Annotated in this window: 15 protein-coding genes and 3 tRNA genes; 9 read left to right on the top strand and 9 right to left on the bottom strand. The window is 71.1% G+C overall.

Annotated elements, in window-relative coordinates; translation table 11 throughout:
* Nucleotide 1: 1 nt before the first annotated feature.
* From purF to ABT171_RS31760, 4 genes are all read right to left on the bottom strand, one after another.
* Entirely contained in the window at nt 2-1,531 is a 1,530-nt protein-coding gene (gene purF, locus ABT171_RS31775; protein ID WP_351249850.1) for an amidophosphoribosyltransferase, read from the bottom strand.
* A gap of 202 nt (nt 1,532-1,733) precedes the next feature.
* Nucleotides 1,734-2,171, bottom strand: a complete 438-nt coding sequence (locus ABT171_RS31770; RefSeq protein ID WP_351249849.1) for an META domain-containing protein — start codon at nt 2,169-2,171, stop codon at nt 1,734-1,736.
* A 127-nt stretch (nt 2,172-2,298) separates the two neighbouring features.
* Nucleotides 2,299-3,096, bottom strand: coding sequence for a maleylpyruvate isomerase family mycothiol-dependent enzyme (locus ABT171_RS31765; protein ID WP_351249848.1), 798 nt, complete (start codon nt 3,094-3,096; stop codon nt 2,299-2,301).
* 10 nt (nt 3,097-3,106) lie between these two features.
* Nucleotides 3,107-3,745 carry a TetR/AcrR family transcriptional regulator gene (locus ABT171_RS31760; protein ID WP_351249847.1) on the bottom strand — a complete coding sequence of 213 codons (639 nt, stop codon included), beginning with the start codon at nt 3,743-3,745 and terminating at the stop codon, nt 3,107-3,109.
* 96 nt (nt 3,746-3,841) lie between these two features.
* Here ABT171_RS31760 and ABT171_RS31755 point away from each other — a divergent pair, with 96 nt between their 5' ends.
* Complete coding sequence (locus ABT171_RS31755) at nt 3,842-5,317, top strand: MFS transporter (RefSeq protein ID WP_351249846.1); 1,476 nt, start codon at nt 3,842-3,844, stop codon at nt 5,315-5,317.
* A 1,295-nt stretch (nt 5,318-6,612) separates the two neighbouring features.
* Here the strand turns inward: ABT171_RS31755 and purL are convergent.
* Genes purL through purS form a run of 3 tightly spaced genes read right to left on the bottom strand, consistent with a single transcriptional unit; the run spans nt 6,613 to nt 9,808 of the window.
* Complete coding sequence (gene purL, locus ABT171_RS31750) at nt 6,613-8,871, bottom strand: phosphoribosylformylglycinamidine synthase subunit PurL (protein ID WP_351249845.1); 2,259 nt, start codon at nt 8,869-8,871, stop codon at nt 6,613-6,615.
* Nucleotides 8,868-9,548 (bottom strand): phosphoribosylformylglycinamidine synthase subunit PurQ, encoded by a 681-nt coding sequence (gene purQ / locus ABT171_RS31745; RefSeq protein WP_351249844.1) that lies wholly within the window; start codon nt 9,546-9,548, stop codon nt 8,868-8,870. Before purQ ends, purL begins: the two co-directional genes overlap by 4 nt.
* Entirely contained in the window at nt 9,545-9,808 is a 264-nt protein-coding gene (purS, locus tag ABT171_RS31740) for a phosphoribosylformylglycinamidine synthase subunit PurS (protein ID WP_015659417.1), read from the bottom strand. Before purS ends, purQ begins: the two co-directional genes overlap by 4 nt.
* A 310-nt stretch (nt 9,809-10,118) precedes the next feature.
* Between purS and ABT171_RS31735 the strand changes: the two genes are divergently transcribed.
* From ABT171_RS31735 to ABT171_RS31700, 8 genes are all read left to right on the top strand, one after another.
* Complete coding sequence (locus tag ABT171_RS31735; protein WP_031164632.1) at nt 10,119-10,436, top strand: histone-like nucleoid-structuring protein Lsr2; 318 nt, start codon at nt 10,119-10,121, stop codon at nt 10,434-10,436.
* A gap of 169 nt (nt 10,437-10,605) precedes the next feature.
* Nucleotides 10,606-10,677, top strand: a tRNA-Gly gene (locus tag ABT171_RS31730).
* A 79-nt stretch (nt 10,678-10,756) separates the two neighbouring features.
* Nucleotides 10,757-10,832, top strand: a tRNA-Gly gene (locus ABT171_RS31725).
* 119 nt (nt 10,833-10,951) lie between these two features.
* On the top strand, nt 10,952-11,896 hold the full coding sequence (locus tag ABT171_RS31720) for an ABC transporter ATP-binding protein (protein ID WP_351249843.1): 945 nt from the start codon (nt 10,952-10,954) through the stop codon (nt 11,894-11,896).
* Between the two features lie 272 nt (nt 11,897-12,168).
* Nucleotides 12,169-12,957: an ABC transporter permease gene (locus ABT171_RS31715; RefSeq protein WP_351249841.1), complete on the top strand. Its 789-nt coding sequence runs from the start codon at nt 12,169-12,171 to the stop codon at nt 12,955-12,957.
* A gap of 34 nt (nt 12,958-12,991) precedes the next feature.
* Nucleotides 12,992-14,239 (top strand): sensor histidine kinase, encoded by a 1,248-nt coding sequence (locus ABT171_RS31710; RefSeq protein ID WP_351249839.1) that lies wholly within the window; start codon nt 12,992-12,994, stop codon nt 14,237-14,239.
* Entirely contained in the window at nt 14,236-14,850 is a 615-nt protein-coding gene (locus tag ABT171_RS31705) for a response regulator (RefSeq protein WP_351249837.1), read from the top strand. The genes ABT171_RS31710 and ABT171_RS31705 overlap by 4 nt, the downstream gene beginning before the upstream one ends.
* A gap of 23 nt (nt 14,851-14,873) precedes the next feature.
* Nucleotides 14,874-14,946 (top strand) — tRNA-Gly (locus ABT171_RS31700).
* A 243-nt stretch (nt 14,947-15,189) separates the two neighbouring features.
* Here the strand turns inward: ABT171_RS31700 and ABT171_RS31695 are convergent.
* Nucleotides 15,190-16,089 (bottom strand): phosphoribosylaminoimidazolesuccinocarboxamide synthase, encoded by a 900-nt coding sequence (locus tag ABT171_RS31695; RefSeq protein ID WP_351249835.1) that lies wholly within the window; start codon nt 16,087-16,089, stop codon nt 15,190-15,192.
* Between the two features lie 73 nt (nt 16,090-16,162).
* The gene (locus tag ABT171_RS31690) at nt 16,163-17,659 is read right to left on the bottom strand and encodes a N,N-dimethylformamidase beta subunit family domain-containing protein (RefSeq protein ID WP_351249833.1); all 1,497 of its coding nucleotides are present in this window, start codon (nt 17,657-17,659) and stop codon (nt 16,163-16,165) included.
* Nucleotides 17,660-17,790: the final 131 nt, after the last annotated feature.

Genomic DNA, 17,790 nt, shown 5'->3' with positions numbered 1-17,790 from the left:
GTTACGGGCGGCGGATCGCGTCGGCCGCGGCCGTGGCGGCGGGACCGGCCGCCAGCTCGGTCTCCAGCAGCTGCTTGCCGAGCAGCTCCGGGTCCGGCAGCTCCATCGGGTACTCGCCGTCGAAGCAGGCGCGGCACAGGTTCGGCTTGGCGATGGTGGTCGCCTCGATCATGCCGTCGATGGAGATGTAGGCGAGCGAGTCGGCGCCGAGGCTGGTGCCGATCTCCTCGATGGTCATGCCGTTGGCGATCAGTTCCGCGCGCGTGGCGAAGTCGATGCCGAAGAAGCAGGGCCACTTCACGGGGGGAGAGGAGATCCGGATGTGGACCTCCGCCGCGCCGGCCTCCCGCAGCATCCGCACCAGGGCCCGCTGGGTGTTGCCGCGCACGATCGAGTCGTCGACGACGACCAGGCGCTTGCCCTTGATGACTTCCTTCAGCGGGTTCAGCTTCAGGCGGATACCCAGCTGGCGGATGGTCTGGGACGGCTGGATGAACGTACGGCCGACGTACGCGTTCTTCACGAGACCCGCGCCGAAGGGGATGCCGGAGGCCTCCGCGTAGCCGATGGCGGCCGGGGTGCCGGATTCCGGGGTCGCTATGACGAGGTCGGCCTCGACGGGCGCTTCCTTGGCGAGCCGACGCCCCATCTCCACACGGGAGAGGTACACGTTCCGGCCGGCGATGTCGGTGTCCGGGCGGGCCAGGTACACATACTCGAAGACACAGCCCTTGGGCTTCGCTTCTGCGAATCGGGAGCTGCGCAGGCCGTTCTCGTCGATGGCGACGAACTCGCCCGGCTCGATCTCGCGCACGAAGCTGGCGCCGCAGATGTCGAGGGCGGCGGACTCGGAGGCGACCACCCAGCCGCGCTCCAGGCGGCCGAGGACCAGCGGGCGGATGCCCTGCGGGTCACGGGCGGCGTAGAGGGTGCCCTCGTCCATGAAGACGAGCGAGAAGGCGCCCCGCACCTTCGGCAGGACCTGGTGGGCGGCCTGCTCGATGGTGAGCGGCTTGCCGTCCTCGTCGACCTGGGCGGCGAGCAGCGCCGTCAGCAGGTCGGTGTCGTTGGTCGCCGCGACCCGGGTGGAGCGGCTGTTGTTGTCGTTCGGCAGCTCGGCGACCATCTCGGCGAGCTGCGCCGTGTTGACCAGGTTGCCGTTGTGGCCGAGCGCGATCGAGCCGTGCGCGGTGGCGCGGAACGTCGGCTGGGCGTTCTCCCACACGGAGGCGCCGGTGGTCGAGTAGCGGGCGTGTCCGACCGCGATATGACCCTGGAGGGAACCGAGCGAGGTCTCGTCGAAGACCTGGGAGACCAGGCCCATGTCCTTGAAGACGAGGATCTGGGAGCCGTTGCTGACCGCGATTCCCGCGGATTCCTGACCCCGGTGCTGGAGGGCGTAGAGCCCGAAGTACGTGAGCTTTGCGACCTCTTCACCCGGAGCCCAGACACCGAAGACGCCGCAAGCGTCCTGGGGGCCCTTCTCGCCGGGAAGCAGATCGTGATTGAGTCGACCGTCACCACGTGGCACGCCACCGAGTGTAGGCGAGGTCGACCACTGGTCCGAATTGGGGATACGTGGCCCTGACCGTTGCAGCGGGCGCGATCACCTTGTCGGTTTCCGCGTCTTCGCAGGTCAACGCGGTGCCTTTGGTGCCTGCGCGACCATCGGGAGCCTGCCCCGCGGCGGTCTCCGATGCTTTTCGCCCGATGCGCGAGTGAGGCGTCGCACATCATTCGGGCGCGCTGCGGCTGAGGTGGATGCGGTCGCCGTCGCCGTCGGTGAGCGTCAGCGTGCCGTCGTCGGTCTTGGCGACGAGGGTGCCGGTGGTGAGCGCGCGGGCGAGGGCGCGCTCGAAGTCCATGCGCTCCGGGGAACAGGCCATCCTGGTCGTGCGCAGGTCACCGAGGGTGATCCGGTCGCCGTGCACGGTGGCCCGGGCGCTGAACTGGTTGCAGCCCAGGTTGCCGGCCGCCCTGCCGTCCTCGTCGATGCGGAGGCGGGCGACGGCGGGCGCGTGCCGGGCCGTGCCGCCGACGGTGAGGCTGTCGACCCGCCATTCGATGCCGGTCACCGGTGACTGCTGGAGGCCCACCGGACCACTGTCCGCCTTTCCGATGCCACAGGCCACCGTGAGCGGGACGAACACGGCGGCCGCCGTCAGGGTCATGCGCTGCTTGTACCGGTTCATACGGGTTCGACGGACCAGCGGTACGACCGGTTCCGCCTCCGGCTCTACGACACCGGTTCCGCCTCCGGCTCTACGACCTGAGCGGCCTCTACGACATGACCGGCCGCTACGACATGACCGGCAGCAGTCCCCCGATGTCCGCCCGCTCCCCGCTGGCGCTCACCTTGGCCTCCTCAAGGGCGTCCTTCCAGGCCAGGCGCCCGGTGGCGAGCCGGAGCCAGGTCAGCGGGTCGGTCTCGACCACGTTGGGCGGCGTACCACGGGTGTGCCGGGGCCCTTCGACGCACTGCACCACGGCGTACGGTGGCACGCGCACCTCGGTGGAGCCGCCGGGCGCCTTGACGGCGAGGGCGTCGGCGAGCAGCCGGGTGGCGGCGGCCAGGGCCTGACGGTCGTACGGCACGTCCAGGCCGGGCACGGCGGCGTTCAGGTCGTCGGTGTGGACGACGAGTTCCACGGTGCGGGTGACCAGGTAGTCGTCGAGGACCATCGCGCCGGTGCGGGCCGCCAGCAGCCGGGTGCCCGGGGTGTCCGCCAGCTTCTGCCGGAGGCGTTCCCCGGTGCGCGCGTAGAGGGCGTCGAGGTCGGGGTTGTCCTCGGCGAGGCGCCGGGTGCCGTCGGAGATGTCCGCGGCGCGTTCGGCGGTGGCGAAGGGCCACTGCAGCAGGGTCAGCTCGGGCTTGGCCGGCTCCTCGCGCTCGATATTGCGGCTGACGGTCTCCACGGCCATCGTCACGTGTGCCGCCAGGTCCCGCACGGTCCACTCGCCGAGCCGGGTGGGCAGCGCGAGCTGCTCCTGGGTCAGGCCGCCAACGGCCTCCCGGACATGTCCGAACTGGGCGAGGACCGCGGCGCGGGTCCTGGCCGGGTCATAGCTGCGGGCGCGCTTCTTGGCCGGTGGCATGGCGGTGAGCCTATGCCTTGACGGCGTAGTCCTTCAGGCCGTTTTCGACCAGTCCGAAGGCGTGCCGGGCACGCTCGGCGGCGTCGGCGGCCACCTGGTCGACGGTCTCGCCGGCATCGATCCGGCGGTGGTGCTCCTCGATCAGGGCGTTGCGGGCGGCGGTGAGCGTGGCGGCGGTGATCAGGGCCAGAGTGGCGTCGCCGGTCTCCTCGGTGAGCAGGTCGGCCAGTTCGCGGCCGCCCTTCTCGGACTCGACGAAGGCGCGTTCCCGCAGGACCGGCGTGGCCATGATGACCGCGCGGATCCGGCGGGCGAACGGCTCGCCGTGCAGGCCGACCGCGGGATCGCGCCGCTCCACCATCTCCAGGAACTGCCGGCGCACGGCCGCCACCGCGGACTCGCCGGGCGCACGGTCGCGCACGGCCCGGGCGGCGTCGGAGAAGTGCTCCACCATCGGCTTGAAGACCAGTTCCTCCTTGCTGCCGAAGTAGTTGAAGACGGTCATCTTCGACACCTCGGCGGCGTCGGCGATCTCCTGGACGGAGACGTTGTCGAAGCCCCGCTCGGCGAACAGTCCGACCGCCACCCGGTAGATCCGCATCGCCGTCTGCTGCTTCTTCCGCTCGCGCAGACCCATCGCCTCAGCCATGCGGACAGCTTACCAAGGCGAAATTTATCTCTGGCATAAATATCATCCTGGATAAAACATTGACTGAGTCCATGAATACCGGGCATGGTGCTGCCCATGACCGAGACACAGCGCAAGATCGGCCTGTTCGTCTGCCTGATCACGATCGTCCTGGCCGTCCTGGACACCCAGATCGTGTCCGCCGTCACCGTTCCGATCGTCCGGGACCTAGACCCCGGCCACGGGATCGACAAGATCCCCTGGCTGCTCAGCGCCTTCTCACTGGCCTCGGCCGCGATGCTCCCGCTCTACGGCAGACTGTGCGACACCCTCGGCGCCAAGCCGGTCTTCCTCGGCGCGCTCGGCGCCTTCCTGAGCGGCTCGGCGCTGTGCGGCGCCGCCCCGTCGATCGGCTGGCTGATCGCGTCCCGGGCCGTGCAGGGCGTCGGCGCGGGCGGGCTGATGAGCGTGACGATGGTCGTGATAGCCCAACTCGCAGCACCCGGCCGGAACAACACCAAGGGCGCGGGCACCGGCGGGATCGTCGCGGGCGGCGGCATCGCCGTGGGGCCCTGGGTCGGCGGCTTGCTCGCCGACCACACGAGCTGGCGCTGGGCGTTCTACGTCAACCTGCCCCTCGGCATCGCCGCCCTGGCCACCGGGGCGGTCGTACTGAAGCTCCCCCGGCCCACCACCGGCCGAGCGATCGACTTCACCGGCGCCGCCCTCGCCGCGGCCTTCTCCACCGCCCTGCTGCTGGTCACCGAGTGGGGCGGCAAACAGTACGCCTGGACGTCCCCCCAGATCATCGGCCTCACCCTGGCCTCCGCCGCCACCCTCGGACTCTTCCTGCGCCGCCAGTTCACCGCCGCCGAGCCCATCCTGCCGCCCGCACTGTTCCGCATCCGCGAACTGCGCCTGGGCTTCGCGATCCAGGGTCTGATGGGCGCGGCGATGACGGGCGCGATCTACTGCGTCCTGGTCTACCTCCAGCTCGTCCGCGGCACCACCAGCTCCTCCGCAGGCCTGTATCTGATTCCCATGGCGGCGGGCATCATGGCGGTAGGCCTCGCCACCGGGCGGCTCACCGCCCGCGGCTGGTCCGAGCGAACGTTCGTGGTCAGCGGATCCCTGGTCGGCACGGCCGCCTACCTACTGCTGGCCACGACCGGCACCCACACCTCCGTATGGCAGCTGCGGGCGGCGATGCTCCTCATCGGCCTCGGCTTCGGCCAACTCCTCGGCCAGCTCATCCAGTTGGTGCAGCAGGAGGCACCGCGCCACCAGCTCGGCGTCGCCACCACCGCGATCCGCTTCTTCCAGACCCTCGGCGGAGCCCTGGGCGCCACCCTCTTCGGCACCCTCCTCAGCCGCCTCTACGACGGCCCCGGCGACGTCGGCTCCCTCGCCGCCCTGCACGGAGCGGACCGCGCGACGGGCGTGACGGCGTACGTCTCCGCACTGGACGTGGTCTTCCTGTGTGGGGCGGCACTGATGGCGCTGTGCCTACTCCTCGCCCTACGCCTACCGAAGCCCCGGCTGACGCGAGGGGAGAAGCGCGCCGGGGTGGAAGTGGGGATGGGAGCGCGGTGAGTGAATGAGTGAGTGCCGCGCGCGGAGCCGGTGCCAGAGCCGGTGCCAGAGCCGGCCAAGGGCCGGGATGCACTCCCCTTGGTGCGAAGTGACCGTGGGGCCGCCCGCTTCTTCGCCAGTGTCGGGCTTCCGCGAGCCGCGTCAAGGGCGCTGCGCGTCGCCTTCGGCGATGGCCCTCCGGGCCACCCTTGACCCACCTCACTCCAGCCCGGGGAAGAAGCGAGCGAGCAGCCCAGACAAAGTGGCCGCCTCACCGGTACCGGCCCCTTGGGTCAGCTGCGTTGGCGCCCTGGGTTGGGGGGCGCGGCCGCGCAGTGGCGGCACGCCGGGCGAGCCAAGCGGCTCACCGCCGGTGGAGAGCGGCGCGGCCGGGCAGTGGCGGCACGCCGGGCCGGTTCAGCGGCATACCGCCGGTGGGAGGGCGGGCTCGGGAGTCCGGGCGCGCCCGGAAGGTCACCGGGGTTGGGAGGGCCGACGGAGGGCTGCCACACGGGAAGCGGAGGTCTGCCGCAGAGCCAGCGAGGGATACGGGAGGCCACAGGCGCCTCACCTGCCACAGGGCCCCCGGCGCCGGTGGTAATTGGCAGATTTGGGCCACGCCCAGCCGACCCCCGGGCTCCCCAGCTGGCCCAGAGCATCCCATCACCTCGACCGCTTGGGACGAATGTGCCAATCAGCCTGGAGCGGCTCGGCGAACGGGGCAGTGAGGGCGCGCCCCGCCCACCCGGCCTGCCACCGCTGCGCGAGCGCGTCCCACCACCCACCGGCCGCAAGCCGCTAGACCCACCCGGCGTGCCGCCACCCCGCGACCGCGTACCAGCCACCGCCCGTTCGCCGCCAAACCGCCCGGCCTGCGCGCAAGGCGCGAACGCGTACCAGCCACCGCCCGTTCGCCGCCAAACCGCCCGGCGTGCGGGCGAGGCGCGACCGCGCTCCGGCGGTGACGGCGTGGACGCAGCCGACTCGGGGGGCGACGCCGGCTGGGGCACCGCCTTTCCGGGCCGCTCGCTCGCTTCTTCCGCGGGCTGGAGCGAGGTGGGTCAAGGGTGGCCCGGAGGGCCATCGCCGGAGGCGACGCGCAGCGCCCTTGACGCGGCTCGCGGAAGCCCGACACTGGCCGGAGAAGCGGGCGGCCCCACGGTCACTTGCGAACGCCGTCCAGGAGATTCGCCCAGGCCGCCGGTGCGAAGGCGAGGGGCCGCTCCGAAAGCGCCCACCCCGGTCCGCTGACGTCCGACGAGACGAGAAGCCCCCGCCCGGGGACGCCAATCCGGGCGGGGGCTTCACCCACGTGGCTACGCCAGCAGCGCCGGGATCGTCTCCTCGTGTGCCTTCCGGAGCTCCTCCAGCGTGAGCGTGAACTCGCCCTGGATCTCCACGGCCGTGCCGTCCACGACACCGATCCGGGTGGCCGGCAGGCCCCGCGCACCGCACATGTCGTTGAAGCGGACCTCCTCCGAGCGCGGGACGGCGACGATCGCGCGGCCGGCCGACTCGGAGAGGAGGAAGGTGAAGGCGTCGAGGCCGTCGGGTACGACCAGACGCGCGCCCTTGCCGCCGAGCAGCGCGGACTCCACGACCGCCTGGATCAGACCGCCGTCGGACAGGTCGTGCGCGGAGTCGATCATGCCGTCGCGGGAGGCGGAGACCAGGATCTCGGCCAGCAGGCGCTCCCGCTCCAGGTCCACGGCCGGGGGCAGGCCGCCGAGGTGGTCGTGGATCACCTGGGACCACGCCGAGCCGCCGAACTCCTCACGGGTGTCACCGAGGAGGTAGATCAGCTGGCCCTCCTCCTGGAAGGCGACCGGCGTGCGGCGGGCGACGTCGTCGATCACGCCCAGGACCGCCACGACCGGCGTCGGATGGATCGCCGCCTCGCCCGTCTGGTTGTAGAGGGAGACGTTGCCGCCGGTCACCGGGGTGCCCAGCTGCTGGCAGGCGTCCGCCAGGCCGCGCACGGCCTCCGCGAACTGCCACATGACCGCCGGGTCCTCCGGTGAGCCGAAGTTCAGGCAGTCCGACACCGCGAGCGGCTTCGCGCCCGTCGTCGCCACGTTCCGGTACGCCTCCGCCAGGGCCAGCTGCGCGCCCGTGTACGGGTCGAGCTTGGCGTAGCGGCCGTTGCCGTCGGTCGCGATGGCGACGCCGAGGCCGGTCTCCTCGTCGATGCGGATCATGCCGGAGTCCTCCGGCTGGGCGAGGACGGTGTTGCCCTGCACGAAGTGGTCGTACTGGGACGTGATCCACTTCTTGGACGCCTGGTTGGGGGAACCGACCAGCTTCAGGACCTGGTCCTTCAGCTCCTCGCTCGACGACGGCCTCGGCAGCTTGTTCGCGTCGTCCGCCTGCAGGGCGTCCTGCCAGGACGGGCGCGCGTACGGGCGCTCGTACACCGGGCCCTCGTGGGCGACCGTGCGCGGGTCGACGTCGACGATCTTGCCGCCGTGCCAGTAGATCTCCAGGCGGTCGCCGTCCGTCACCTCACCGATGACCGTGGCGATCACGTCCCACTTGGCGCAGATCTCCAGGAAGCGGTCGACCTTCTCCGGCTCCACGACCGCGCACATGCGTTCCTGCGACTCGCTCATGAGGATCTCCTCAGGAGACAGGGTCGAGTCGCGCAGGGGGACGTCGTCCAGCGTCACGCGCATACCGCCGGAGCCGTTGGACGCCAGCTCGGACGTGGCGCAGGACAGGCCCGCGGCGCCCAGGTCCTGGATGCCGACGACCAGCTTCTCCCGGAAGGCCTCCAGGGTGCACTCGATGAGGAGCTTCTCCTGGAAGGGGTCGCCGACCTGGACCGCCGGGCGCTTGGAGGGCTTGGCGTCGTCGAAGGTCTCGCTCGCCAGGATCGACGCGCCGCCGATGCCGTCGCCGCCGGTCCGGGCGCCGTAGAGGATGACCTTGTTGCCCGCGCCGGACGCCTTCGCGAGGTGGATGTCCTCGTGTCGCATCACGCCGATGGCACCGGCGTTGACCAGCGGGTTTCCCTGGTAGCAGGCGTCGAAGACGACCTCGCCGCCGATGTTGGGCAGGCCCAGGCAGTTGCCGTAGCCGCCGATGCCCGCGACCACGCCGGGCAGGACGCGCTTGGTGTCGGGGTGGTCGGCGGCGCCGAAGCGCAGGGGGTCGACCACGGCCACCGGCCGCGCACCCATCGCGATGATGTCGCGGACGATGCCGCCGACGCCGGTGGCCGCGCCCTGGTAGGGCTCGACGTACGACGGGTGGTTGTGCGACTCGACCTTGAAGGTGACCGCGTAACCCTGGCCGACGTCGACGACACCCGCGTTCTCGCCGATGCCCACCAGCAGCGCGTCGCTCTGCGGTGCCTTCTCGCCGAACTGGCGCAGGTGGACCTTGGAGGACTTGTACGAGCAGTGCTCGGACCACATGACGGAGTACATGGCGAGTTCGGCACCGGTGGGCCGGCGGCCGAGGATCTCGACCACGCGCTCGTACTCGTCCTTCTTCAGGCCGAGTTCGGCCCAGGGCAGCTCGACGTCGGGGGTCGCGGCCGCGTGCTCGACCGTGTCCAGAGGCGTCCGGCTCATGCGTTGACCAGCTTCTTGAGGATCGAGGTGAAGAAGGGGAGACCGTCGGTGCGGCCCGTGCCGATGAGCGGCTCCACGGCGTGCTCGGGGTGCGGCATGAGGCCTACGACGTTCCCGGCCTCGTTGGTGATGCCGGCAATGTCCCGCAGCGAGCCGTTGGGGTTGAAGTCCAGGTACCGGAAGACGACCCGGCCCTCGGCCTCCAGCTTGTCGAGCGTGTACTCGTCGGCGACGTACCGGCCGTCCATGTTCTTCAGCGGGATGTGGATCTCCTGGCCCTGGCGGTAGTCGCCGGTCCAGGACGTCCCCGCGTTCTCCACCCGCAGCTTCTGGTCGCGGCAGATGAAGTGGAGGTGGTCGTTGCCGAGCATCGCGCCCGGGAGGAGGTGGGCCTCGGTGAGGACCTGGAAGCCGTTGCAGATGCCGAGGACCGGCAGGCCGGCCTTCGCCTGCTCGATGACGGGCTCCATCACCGGCGAGAACCGGGAGATGGCCCCGGCCCGCAGATAGTCGCCGTAGGAGAAACCGCCGGGGAGGACCACGGCGTCGACCTGCTTGAGGTCCTTGTCCTTGTGCCACAGGGCGACCGGTTCGGCGCCCGCGAGGCGGATCGCGCGCTGGGTGTCCCGGTCGTCGAGGCTGCCCGGGAAAGTGACGACGCCAATACGAGCGGTCACTTCGCCGCCTCCGCGACTTCTTCCACCTTGACGGTGAAGTCCTCGATCACCGTGTTGGCGAGGAAGGATTCCGCAAGATCGTGGATGCGGGCGAGCGCGGCCTCGTCAACGGGCCCGTCAACTTCCAGTTCGAAACGCTTTCCCTGACGTACGTCCGAGATCCCTTCGAAACCCAGACGCGGCAGCGCACGCTGGACCGCCTGGCCCTGGGGGTCGAGGATCTCCGGCTTGAGCATGACGTCGACTACGACGCGTGCCACTGGCACTCCCGGTGTGTGGTGCTGAGCAGGTTCCTTCAGACTACCCGCACAAAATTTCTACGCGAGTAGAGTTGTAGGAAACTACGTGAGGCGGATCACGATCGGGTGTCGAAGCCGGACCACCGTGAAAAGTTCTGGGAAAGTTCGACAGTCCGCCCCGTCTGCCTATTGTGTTCGGACACGCGGGCGGATTTAGTCGGGCTTCACTTTGCATTGCCAGGCACTGTACAAATGAATTGGCAATAGCCGATACTCGGCACGTCATCGCTGTTGAGCTGTATCGACGTGCCGCACGAAGGGACCGATATTCGTGGCGCAAAAGGTCGTGGTCACGCTCTTTGACGACATCGACGGCTCGGAAGCGGCGGAAACGATCGCCTTCGGACTCGACGGCAAGTCGTACGAGATCGACCTGAACGAAACCAACGCCAAGAAACTGCGCAAGGCGCTCGCGCCCTACGTCGAGGCGGGCCGCAAGCGGTCGCGCTCCGGCAAGGCGTACAAGCAGACGGAGGTCGCCCCCGACCCGGCGGCCGTCCGCGCCTGGGCCCAGGCCAACAAGATGGACGTCCCGGCCCGCGGACGCATCCCCAAGAAGGTCTACGAGGCCTTCAGCGCCGCGCAGTGAAGCCCGCGAAGGGGCAGCCCTCAGGGCCCGTCAGCGGACCCTGAGGGCTGTGCGCCCGGGCATACCGGGCGACCGGGGGGAGCCGACTTGCGCAACCCCCCTGTTGATCAGCTAATGTCTGGAGCACGCCGAGGGGCGAGGCCGAAAGGGCCAAAGCCCCGAGGATCGTGCGGGTGTAGTTCAGTAGCAGAACATCCCCCTTCCAGGGGGAAGGCGCAGTGTGCGATTCCTGTCACCCGCTCTGGCACCGGTCACAACCACTTGTGTGGATCAGGTAGGCTGGTGCTCGCACCGATCGGTGGGAGCCGGTCGGGAGCAGTGCGGACGTAGCTCAGTTGGTAGAGCGCAACCTTGCCAAGGTTGAGGTCGCGAGTTCGAGCCTCGTCGTCCGCTCCAGGGAAAACCCCGGTCATCGCGACCGGGGTTTTTTGTGCGCGGGCGCCTCTGACATTTGTCATGCCGAGCGATGACAGCGCGCACTGCCACCCCGGCCCGGGCGCCGGGACGCTGGCTTCATGCACTACGACGAACACGAACACGTGATTGAGGTCACCGACCTCAGGCGCGTCTACGGGGGCGGGTTCGAGGCCGTACGCGGAATCAGTTTCACCGTGGCCCGCGGGGAGGTCTTCGCCCTGCTCGGCACCAACGGGGCGGGCAAGACGTCGACGGTCGAACTGCTGGAGGGCCTCGCGGCACCCGCCGGGGGCCGGGTGCGCATCCTCGGCCACGATCCCTACCGGGAGCGGGCGGCCGTACGCCCCCGCACCGGCGTGATGCTCCAGGAGGGCGGCTTCCCGGCCGAACTGACCGTCGCCGAGACCGCCAGGATGTGGGCGGGGTGCACGAGCGGGGCACGGCCGGAGGCCGAGGTGCTGGAGCTGGTCGGGCTGGCCGGCAAACACCGGGTGCGGGTCAAACAGCTCTCCGGCGGTGAGCGGCGGCGGCTCGACCTGGCGCTCGCCCTGCTCGGCGATCCCGAGGTGCTCTTCCTCGACGAGCCGACGACCGGGCTCGACGCGGAAGGCCGCCGGGACACCTGGGAGTTGGTGCGCAGGCTGCGCGACGCGGGCACGACCGTGCTGCTCACCACGCACTACCTGGAGGAGGCCGAGGGTCTCGCCGACCGGCTCGCCATCCTGCACGGGGGCCGGATCGCGGCCTCCGGAACCCCGGCCGAGGTCACCGCCGGCCGGCCGTCCCGGATGACCTTCGAACTCCCCGACGGCTACTTCCTCGGCGACCTGCCTCCCCTGGCCGACCTCGGCGTCTGCGACCACGAGAGCGACGGACGGGTCGTACGGCTGCGGACGACCCAGCTGCAGCGCACCGCGACCGGCGTCCTGACCTGGGCCGAGCGGACCGGCGTCGAACTGCGCGCCCTGGACATGCGCTCGGCGTCACTGGAGGAGGCGTTCCTGGGGATCGCCCGCGAGCACGCCCAGGAGGCGGCGGCGTGAACGGGCCCGAGACGCGCACAAGGAGGCACGGCGGGGTGAGCGGCACCGCAACGGAGACACGGGGCTGCGCTGCCGAAGCCGGAGCACCGGTCGGCGCCGAAGGCACCGCGGGACCGGGAGCCGCAGCCGGAGCGCGGGTCGGCGGTGCAGGCGGTGGCAAGGACGGGCCGCGAGGTGGAAACGGAGCGCGGGGGGACGCCGTACGCCGGGATGGGGGCGCCGCGTGCGACGGCGCCGGAAGCCGTGGTGGGAGCGAGAAGGAGGGGCGGGAGATGAGTGGTGTCCGGGTGGCGGGGCGGCCCGGTGTGGGCCGGCGGCTGGCGGCGCTGGGACGGGCGGAGCTCGCCCTGCTCGGCCGTAACCGCGGTGTCGTGTTCACCGCGCTCGCGGCGCCGCTGGTGGTGCCGTTCAGCATGCGGCCGGCCTTCGATCAGCTGGACCTGGAGAAGCGGGGACTGACCATCGGCGCCACCCTGCTGACGGCCGCCATCGGCTTCTCCTTCCTCTTCGCCGTGTACACCTCGCTGGTGAACGCCTACGTCGCCCGCCGCGAGGAACTCGTCCTCAAGCGGCTGCGCACCGGCGAGCTCTCCGACGCCGAGATCCTCACCGGCACCGCCCTGCCCGCGCTCGGCATCGGGCTCGCCCAGGCGCTGGTGCTGTGCGTCGGCTGCGTGGCCCTGCTGCACACCGGCACGCCCAGGGCGCCGTATCTGCTGTTGCCCGGGCTGCTGGCCGGATACCTGGTCAGTGCCGCGCTCGCCGCGCTCACCGCGTCCTTCACCCGGACCGTGGAGAGCGGCCAGGTCACCGCGCTGCCGCTGATGTTGCTGTCGATGATCGGCTCCGGGATCACGTTCCCCACGGAGCTCCTGCCGGACAAGCTGGCCACCGTCTGCGACCTGCTCCCGCTGTCCCCGGCGATCCGGCTCGTCCGCGGCGGCTGGACGGGGCAGTTGAGCACCGGCGAGGCACTCGGCGCCCTCGCGACCGCGTTGGCCTGGGTCTTCATCACGGTGTTTGCTGTACGACGGCGGTTCCGCTGGGAACCGCGGCGCTGAGTGCGGAAGCGACGGGGGACGAGGGGACGGGCGCATGGTGGGCCGGATACGAGGATGGCAGCAGCGGCACTGGGGGCGGCGCAGCAAGGCGGAACGCGTCGAGTTGCAGAGCCTGATCACCTGGTACACCAGCATCTGGGTGTTTCCGCTCTGCTGGCTGCTGCTTCCCCTCGTCGGCGGGCTGCACCGGCGGTCCGTGGCGGCGATGGTCCTCGCCGGGCTGCTCGTCGCCGTGAACCTGCTGCAGTGCGCGGCCGCTTGCCGGCTGATGCGGCCCGCGCTCGACCACTATCTCGGGCGTGCCGCACTCCGGCCGGCCGCCCAGCGGGGCGCCGCCGTCCTCCTCGGCCTGGCGGTCGCGCTGACCGCGGCGCTCCACGCCGTCGGCGGGACCGATCCGTCCACCGCCCGGCTCGCCCTCGGGGCGGTGCTCACCACCTTCGGGATGCTGTATGCGCTCACCGTGCCGATGCGGCGCTTCCTGGCCCGGTTCGGGTCCCTCTCGGTGCTGATCACGACCGTCTTCGCCGTCCCGCGTCCCACCGGTCTCGGGGTGGTCGCCACCGGCACCGTGACCGCCTTCGCCACCGGCTTCTCCCTGATCACCGGGCGCTGCGGCGCCTGGACCCTGTCCGTGCTCTGGGAGGCCGAACGGGCGCGGGAGATCGAGGCCCGGCTCGCCGTCGCCGAGGAGAGGCTGCGGTTCGGGCGGGATCTGCACGACGTGCTGGGCCGGAACCTGTCGGTGATCTCGCTCAAGAGCGAGCTGGCCGCCCAACTCGCCCGGCGCGGGCGGCCGGAGGCCGTGGAGCAGATGATCGAGGTGCAGCGCATCGCGCAGGAGTCCCAGCGGGAGGTGCGGGCCGTCGTACGCGGCTACCGGGAGGCCGATCTCGCGGCCGAACTCGCGGGTGCTCAGGGCGTGTTGACGGCGGCCGGGATCGACTGCGAGGTCAGCGCCGAGACCGCGGGGCTGCCCGGCGAGGTGCAGTCCGCGCTCGGCTGGGTGGTGCGCGAGGCGACCACCAACGTACTGCGGCACGGGGACGCCGGACGCTGCACGCTGTGCCTGCGGGTGCTTGAGGGGCGTGTGGTGCTGACGGTGGAGAACGACGGGCTGCCCGGAACCCCGCACGGGGGTGGGGGTTCCGGGCTCGCCGGGCTGCGGGAACGGCTCGCGGCCGTCGGCGGCACCCTGGAGGCGGGCGCGGTCCCGGAGTCACGGTTCCGGCTGGTGGCAGAGGTGCCACTGACACAGGAAGTGAGTGAAGTCACGTCATGAGCACCCCGGTACGGCTGTTGCTCGCGGACGACGAGCATCTGATCCGTGGCGCGCTGGCCGCACTGCTGGCGCTGGAGGACGATCTCCTCGTCGTCGCGGAGGCCGCCAGCGGACCCGAGGCGCTGGCGATGGCGCGCGCCCACGCACCCGATGTCGCCGTGCTGGATCTCCAGATGCCGGGCGCCGACGGTGTGAAGGTCGCCACATCCCTGCGGGCCGAACTGCCCGGCTGCCGGGTGCTGATCGTCACCGGTCACGGGCGGCCCGGCCATCTGAAGCGGGCACTCGCGGCCGGTGTGCGGGGATTCGTCCCGAAGACGGTCAGCGCGCAGCGGCTCGCCGAGATCATCCGGACCGTGCACGCCGGAAACCGTTACGTCGACCCGGAGTTGGCCGCCGACGCGATCTCCGCCGGGGACTCCCCGCTGACCGCGCGGGAGGCCGAGGTGCTGGAGCTGGCGGCCGACGGAGCACCGGTCGCGGAGATCGCCGAGCGGGCCGCGCTGTCCCCGGGGACCGTGCGGAACTACCTCTCCTCGGCCGTCACGAAGCTCGGTGCGGAAAACCGTCATGCGGCAGTGCGTCTCGCACGGGAGCGAGGTTGGGTATAGTTGCTCTCGCGCCACGGCGCAACGCGGACGTAGCTCAGTTGGTAGAGCGCAACCTTGCCAAGGTTGAGGTCGCGAGTTCGAGCCTCGTCGTCCGCTCGGGAGAAAGACCCCGGTCCACTGGACCGGGGTCTTTTCGTGTCGCCAGTGCCCCGGCAGGCAGCGTTCGCCCGTCAAGGAGCGGCGTCCGGTGCGTGCTCTCGGTGCGCCGGCCGGAAGTCCTCGTACTGGACGTACTCGGGCTTTCGGCCGGTGCGGCGAGTGGGGGCACCTCCCGCGCCCTTGAGGCAGCGGGGGAGCATGCATGGCGCCGCCAGGCAGACGGGAATGTGACGACAGCCCCTAGCTCCAGCTCAGGCCCGTGAGGCGCTCGTAGGCCTCCACGTACTTCTGCCGGGTCGCCGCCACGACCTCCTGCGGCAGCGGCGGCGGGGGCTGCTCGCTCCTGCGGTCCCAGCCGGACTCGGCCGAGGTCAGCCAGTTCCGCACGAACTGCTTGTCGTACGACGGCTGAGTGCGGCCCGGCTGCCACTGGTCGGCCGGCCAGAAGCGGGAGGAGTCCGGGGTGAGGACCTCGTCGGCGAGGACGAGGGAGTCCCCGTCGAAGCCGAACTCGAACTTGGTGTCGGCCAGGATGATCCCCCGCTCGCGGGCGATGTCCCGGGCGCGGGAGTACACGGCGAGCGTGGCCTGGCGCAGCTGGGCGGCGGTCTCGGCGCCGATCTGGCGGGCGACCTCCTCGTAGGAGACGTTCTCGTCGTGCTCGCCGACCTCGGCCTTGGTGGCCGGGGTGAAGATCGGGGCGGGGAGTTCGGAGCCGTCGACGAGGCCTTCGGGGAGGGCGAGACCGCAGACCGTACGGGACTCGTTGTACTCCAGCAGGCCCGAGCCGGTGAGGTAGCCGCGGGCCACGCACTCGACCGGGACCATCTTGAGGGACTTGCAGACCAGCGTGCGGCCCGCCCAGTCGGCGGGGGCGCCCTCGGGCAGCTCGGTGCTGATCACATGGTTGGCGGCCAGGTCGCGCAGCTGGTCGAACCACCACAGGGAGAGCTGGGTGAGGACGCGGCCCTTGTCGGGGATCTCCGTGGGCAGCACCCAGTCGTAGGCGGACATGCGGTCGCTGGCGACCATCACGAGGTCGCCCGCCTCGTTCTGGTACAGCTCGCGCACCTTTCCGGTGTGCAGGTGCACCAGGCCCGGAACCTGGATCGGCTCGGGCTTTTCTACGAATCCGGACACGGTTCCTCCCCGTGGTTCTGTCCAAGTGCCTCGATTCTCCCGTATGCGCTGGTCCACCGCGGCCGGGGGGTCGTCAGTCGCGTTTGCAGATGCGGTCCAGCAGGTTCGCCGTGGCGCGCTGGATGCGGGGGTCCACATGGCCGGGGCGGTCCAGGGCCGGGGACCAGGCGAAGGTGCCGGAGGCGAAGACCCAGGCGCCGGAGGGGGCCCGGTAGAGGGAGGTCTCCTGGTGGCGCAGGGCGCCCTCGCTGTCGGTGTACGGGGAGTGGGCGAGCAGGATGCGCTCCTCGTGCTCGGGCAGCGGGGTGCGCGGGAAGTACCGGTCGGCCTCGCCCGCCACCAGGCCCGCGATCTCGTCGCCCTCGTGCGCGCCCGTCGCCTCCCACAGCCAGTGGCCGGCGTTGCGCACGATCAGCGGGTGCGGTTCGGGTACGCGGCCCGCGTACTGGATGCCGACCAGTTGCTGCTCGGGCCGGTCGATCTCGCGCCACAGCACCGGCTTTCCGGGGCCCTTGCGCTTGCGGCAGGTCAGCAGCCGGTCCGGTACGCCGGACGGGGACGGGCCCAGCTCCACCTGCCAGTACATGGTGTTGGCGGAGAGGAAGACCAGCGAGGTGCCCCGGTCGCGGGCGTCCTCGACGGCCCGGCGCATCGGTGCCGACCAGTACTCGTCGTGGCCGGGGAAGACCAGGCCCCGGTAGCGGCTGGGGTCGACGCGGCCGGCGTGCAGGTCGCGGGCCTCGGCGTAGGCGAGGTCGTAGCCGTAGCGCTCGGCCCAGCGGATGAAGTCGTAGGCGTGCCCGACGTGCAGGGGCAGGCCGGCGCCCGCGTAGGGGCGGTCGAAGGAGACCGTGGTCGCCGCGTCGGCCTCGCCGAGCAGCCGGCCCTGCTCGTCCCAGGCGTGGTAGAGGCTGGCGCCGGTGCGGCCGTCCTCCGGGTACAGGTTGTACGCCTGCCAGGTGATGTCCGGCAGCAGCAGGAGCAGGTCGGCGGGGTGGTCGTCGCGGACCGTGAACGGTACGTGGGAGCGGTAGCCGTCGGCGGTGGTGAGGACGGCCACATAGGCGCCGATGTGCCAGTGGGAGGGCACCTGGAGGCGCCAGGACAGCCACCAGTGGTGGCAGGAGACCGTGCGGTCCGCGGCCAGCGGCGGGAGCTGGACGATGCCGGACAGCCGCGGGCTGGTGGTGATCTTGGAGGCGCCGTCGCCGCCGTAGTGGCCGATCCGGTAGACGTCGACGCCGAACTCCTGGGGCGGATCGACGGTGACGTGGAAGTCGATCGCCTCGCCGGGCCTGACCGCGCCGGTGGAGGTGAAGCCCTTGATCTGGCGGTGCACGTCGTCGGCCGCGCGGAGGCCGGTGCCGCCCGCGCGCGGCGCGGGCACCCGGGGCCTGCCGCCGGTGAGCTGCTGCGGGCTCGGGTCGACGTACCAGGGCACGACATGACCGGTGTCGTCGAAGTACGTCTCGCTGCCGCGCAGCCAGGGCACCGGGCCCTGGCCGAAAGGATCCGTGACGGCGTGCGCGAGCGCTCCGGACTCCCAGCGACGAATGTGGTCCGAGGCCATGGCCGTCCCCTCCCTCATGCCCCCGTGTCGTCCTGTCTCGGTGGTGCTCGCCGTGCTCGGTGGTACGCACCGGGCTCGGCCGTGCTGTCGTATGTCGCACGCCTTTGCCAGGTGCGTGGTCGTTCCCAGCA

The organism is Streptomyces sp. NPDC001851 (genome assembly GCF_040297165.1).
Classification (GTDB): domain Bacteria; phylum Actinomycetota; class Actinomycetes; order Streptomycetales; family Streptomycetaceae; genus Streptomyces.
This window is presented reverse-complemented; position numbering and strand designations above follow the sequence as displayed.